This window comes from Bacillus sp. AFS018417, assembly GCF_002560985.1.
In the GTDB taxonomy this organism is placed as follows: Bacteria; Bacillota; Bacilli; order Bacillales; family Bacillaceae_G; genus Bacillus_A; species Bacillus_A rhizoplanae.
In genome coordinates this window covers 1-3,971 of sequence record NZ_NTTM01000106.1, presented here as the reverse complement: position 1 = coordinate 3,971, position 3,971 = coordinate 1, and the positions used below count along the sequence as shown (strand labels likewise).

Here is a 3,971-nt window from a genome sequence, read left to right as displayed (position 1 = left end):
CAGTTTTCAAAGAACTTGTTCGCCGCTTAATTGCGACTTCCTTATGTTAACATCTTTGTTTTTCAATGTCAACTAAGTTTTTTATTTCGTTTTCGCTTTCTGCTCTGTTGCATCAGCGACTTTTAATATAATATACCCTTACTTCCACAAAATCAATATATTTTTTGTTTTTTCTTCATACATGTTCCATTTCATTGTTAACCTAAAATCTTTTCCCAACTAATCTACCAAATAGCAATGACTGTCTCATCGATTCTACCGCCTATATATTTTCATGAAGCTATCCTCTTTATTTATAAAAAAACTAAGGGAACAGAATACTTTCTCCCGTCCCCTTAGTTTTTTATGCTGTTTCTTTTTTCGCCTTCGAAACTCTTTTTTTTATTGTAAAATTCCATTTCAACCTACTCATCACGTAGTATGCAGTCGGGACTATGACTAATGTTAAAAGCGTAGATGTTAGTAAGCCAGAAATTACAATGATAGCAAGAGAACGAGAAATAAGCCCTCCCTCGGTCGACAACGCCAACGGTGTAAGTGCACCTATTGTAGCAAGAGCCGTCATTAAAATCGGACGAAGTCTTGTTACCCCTGCTTCTAATAAAGCTTCTTTTATAGCCATTCCTTGTTTTTCATTTTGCATAACACGATCCATCAACACAATAGCATTCGTTACAACAATTCCAATTAACATAAGAAACCCAACCAATGCCGGCATACCTAAAGGTTCTTTCGTAAGGTATAGACCAAGCAAACCACCTGTAAAAAGAAATGGTAAAGAAAATAGAATTGCAAACGGAGCCATTGCATTTCCAAATGTCACTAGCATCACAACAAAGACAAGTACAACAGCAATCCCCATAGCAATAATCATATTTTGGAACCCTTCATTCATAGCTTGTGACTGTCCTTCAGAGCGATACTTAATACCTTTTGGCAAATCTGAATCTTTTAAACGTTTATCTACCTCAGCTTGCACACCAGATACATTATCCGTTGTAAATCTTGCACTTACTTGTACATACTCTTGCTGATTTAAGCGATACAAGGCAGTAGGTCCCGGTGCTTCAGAGAGGGTGGCTACATCCGACAATTTTACCTGTTGCCCAGTAGGACTCATAATAATTTGATTCGTAATGCTTTCAATAGATGTAAGATTATCATTTTTCAATCCTAGATTCACTGAAGTCGTTTTTCCGTCTAATTGGACTGTCGTAACACTTTCACCAGCAATATTCCCTCTTACAAAAGCAGCAATCATCATCGGATTCAAACCTTTTTCCACTGCTTTTTCTTCATCAATTGACAAATTAAGTTGCGGTTTTACAGCAGATAAATTTGTTTTCACATTCGACAAGCCCTTTATATCCTTTATCTTCTCTACAATCTTATTCCCGGCAGTCTCCAAATCCTTAGCATTTCCACCTTCCACAATAAGAACAAATTGTCCTCCTCCTGTTATACCAATCGGTGTCAAAGCTGTTTCGATGCCCGTTCCTAGATTTTTCATCTTTTCTTTTACGTCTTTTTCAAAAGTCGTTATTCCTTCTTTCGTCATATCATCCTTCAAATCAATAGACAAACGAATTCTTTCTCCTGAAACAATCGTTTGATAGCTTTTCACACTCACTTGTTTACTAAGAATACTTTCCATATCTTTAGCTACACCATTAGCTTTGTCAAGTGATGTTCCAACAGGTAAATCTGCCGTCGGATTATATGAAGCCGCCTTTTCTTCTGGTAAAAAGTTTTTCGGGATCAGCGGCACAAGCCCTAAAGATGAAACAAATACGACAAAAGCGAGAAAGAGTGTAATCATCTTTTTCTGAATCGTCCAGCTCAGCACACGCCGATATGTTCTCTGCAATATTGTTTCTTTCGCTTCCTTATGCTTCAAACGTAGCAAGAAAAATTTAGCAAGTAAAGGGACAACTGTTAACGAAACAAGTAAAGAAAAAGCAAGTGCAACAATAACCGTAATTCCGAACTGAGCAAAGAACTTGCCAACAATTCCCGGAACGAATGAAAGTGGACCAAATACTGCCATAGTCGTAATTGTTGAAGATGTAACCGCACCACCAACTTCTTTAGCAGCTGCTAACACCATGTTTACATCACGCTTTGCGCTACTTAACGTTCTGCGATAGATGTTTTCAATGACTACGATAGAATCATCAATTACTCGACCAACAGCTACTGCAATACCAGCTAGCGTCATCATATTCAAACTATAGTGTAAATACTTCATCGTAATCATCGCTGCTAAAACAGACAGCGGAATTGATAGCACAGCTACAATTGTAGCTCTTATATTACGCAAGAATACAAATGTCACAATGACAGCAAACAATGTACCTAGCAACACTTCCCTAAGCATACTATTAACTGATTTTTCTACCTGCTTTGAGCTGTCATACAACTTTGTCAGTTTATAACCCTCTGGTAATTGTAGATCAGATAGTTTTTGGTTAATTTGTTTGACCACTTCCACCGCATTAGCTCCTGGCTGCGCTTTAACAGATACAAGAACTGCAGGCGTGTCTTTTAATCTCGTATATACAGTTTCTGTTTTACTTCCATACTCTACAGTTGCTATATCTGACAATTTAACTGTTTGTACTCCCCCAGCACTTGGTACTGCCATTTTCATATTGTTCACGTCAGTAAGCGATTTAAGTTTGTAATCAGCTTGAACATTTAATGTTTTTTCATTAATACTCACCTGACCTGCTGGAAAAGAAAAATTGTGTGCTAAAAGTGCTTGCTTTACTATGTCATAAGTAATCTTTTTTCTTTCATTTTTTCAACATCAAGTCTAATAGACAATTACTTTTCGGTTTCACCTGACACATCCACCTTGCCGATATTTTCAACAGTAGACAAAGTCGGTTTAATCCGATCGTTTACATATTGTGAAATATCCGCCTGCTTAGCATTGTCTGAAGAAAGCGCGAAAGTAAATATTGGCATCTGCGAAGGTCCATCTTTCATAACGACAGGTTTCCCTGCATCCTCTGGTAATTTTAGAGATGCAACTGCACTCGTCACATCTTTTTCAGCCTCATCCATCTTCCTGGCCATATCAAATCCTAAAATAGCAACTACCATGTTGCTATGAGCTTCAATATATAAATTATCAAGCTTTTGAATACTAGAAAATGCAGTTTCTAGCGGTTTTCCTATATCATTTAATCCTTGCTCTGGCGTGGCACCCATATAAGGGACTTGCACAACCATATACGGAATATCAACGTTTGGCATTTCTTCCATCTCTATTGTTTTAATAGAATATAATCCCCCAACAACAATAAAAATCATCGCAAGAAAGACAACACCTACATTTTTAAAGAAAAGCGAATCCACGACCCCACCGTCATTCCTCCCATCCCTTTGTACTAAGGAAAATAATCTTTCTTACATAATCTCTATAAACCGTAATCCTCCCCTACTTATATTCTCTTCACCTTTTTGTAATTGTATTTTTTTCCTTTCATTCCACATCAACCCCATGATGGATTCTAAACTCAGCCCAAAGACCTATATCAAATCACACAGCGCTAAGTATACAGAAAATTACTTCTATATAGCAGTGTAAAAAGTCATGTTCTAAACATGACAAAAAGGATTGTGCATTTTACACTTTCCGTAAGCAGGAGGCACACATACCTCTTTGAGATTGCCAATCCACACAAATGATTTATCAATATTTGATTTCATGCTGTTTTTTGGGAAAAAGAATGTATTTAATTTCTTTCATAGAAAATTTAATACGCTTTGGAATACGAGGTCTCTTAGTAAAAATGAAGGATATTTCTGATATGTTTTATAGAAATGAAGAATGATTTCCTGTTTTGATAGATTTTTTCATGACCACTTGGTTCGTCTATTTCGATAAAATAAAGCTGAGTTCCTTTATTAAGAAATTCAGTGTTATTTTATAATGATAAAAATACACAAAAAAGACGAGTCAT

2 protein-coding genes are annotated in these 3,971 nt (G+C 36.5%); both read right to left on the bottom strand.

Annotated elements, in window-relative coordinates; all coding sequences use genetic code 11:
• Positions 1-343: 343 nt before the first annotated feature.
• A complete protein-coding gene (locus CN326_RS23495; protein ID WP_255258203.1) occupies positions 344-2,773 on the bottom strand; it encodes an efflux RND transporter permease subunit in 2,430 nt (809 codons plus the stop codon).
• 53 nt (positions 2,774-2,826) lie between these two features.
• Complete coding sequence (locus CN326_RS25310; RefSeq protein WP_255258202.1) at positions 2,827-3,363, bottom strand: efflux RND transporter permease subunit; 537 nt, start codon at positions 3,361-3,363, stop codon at positions 2,827-2,829.
• Positions 3,364-3,971: the final 608 nt, after the last annotated feature.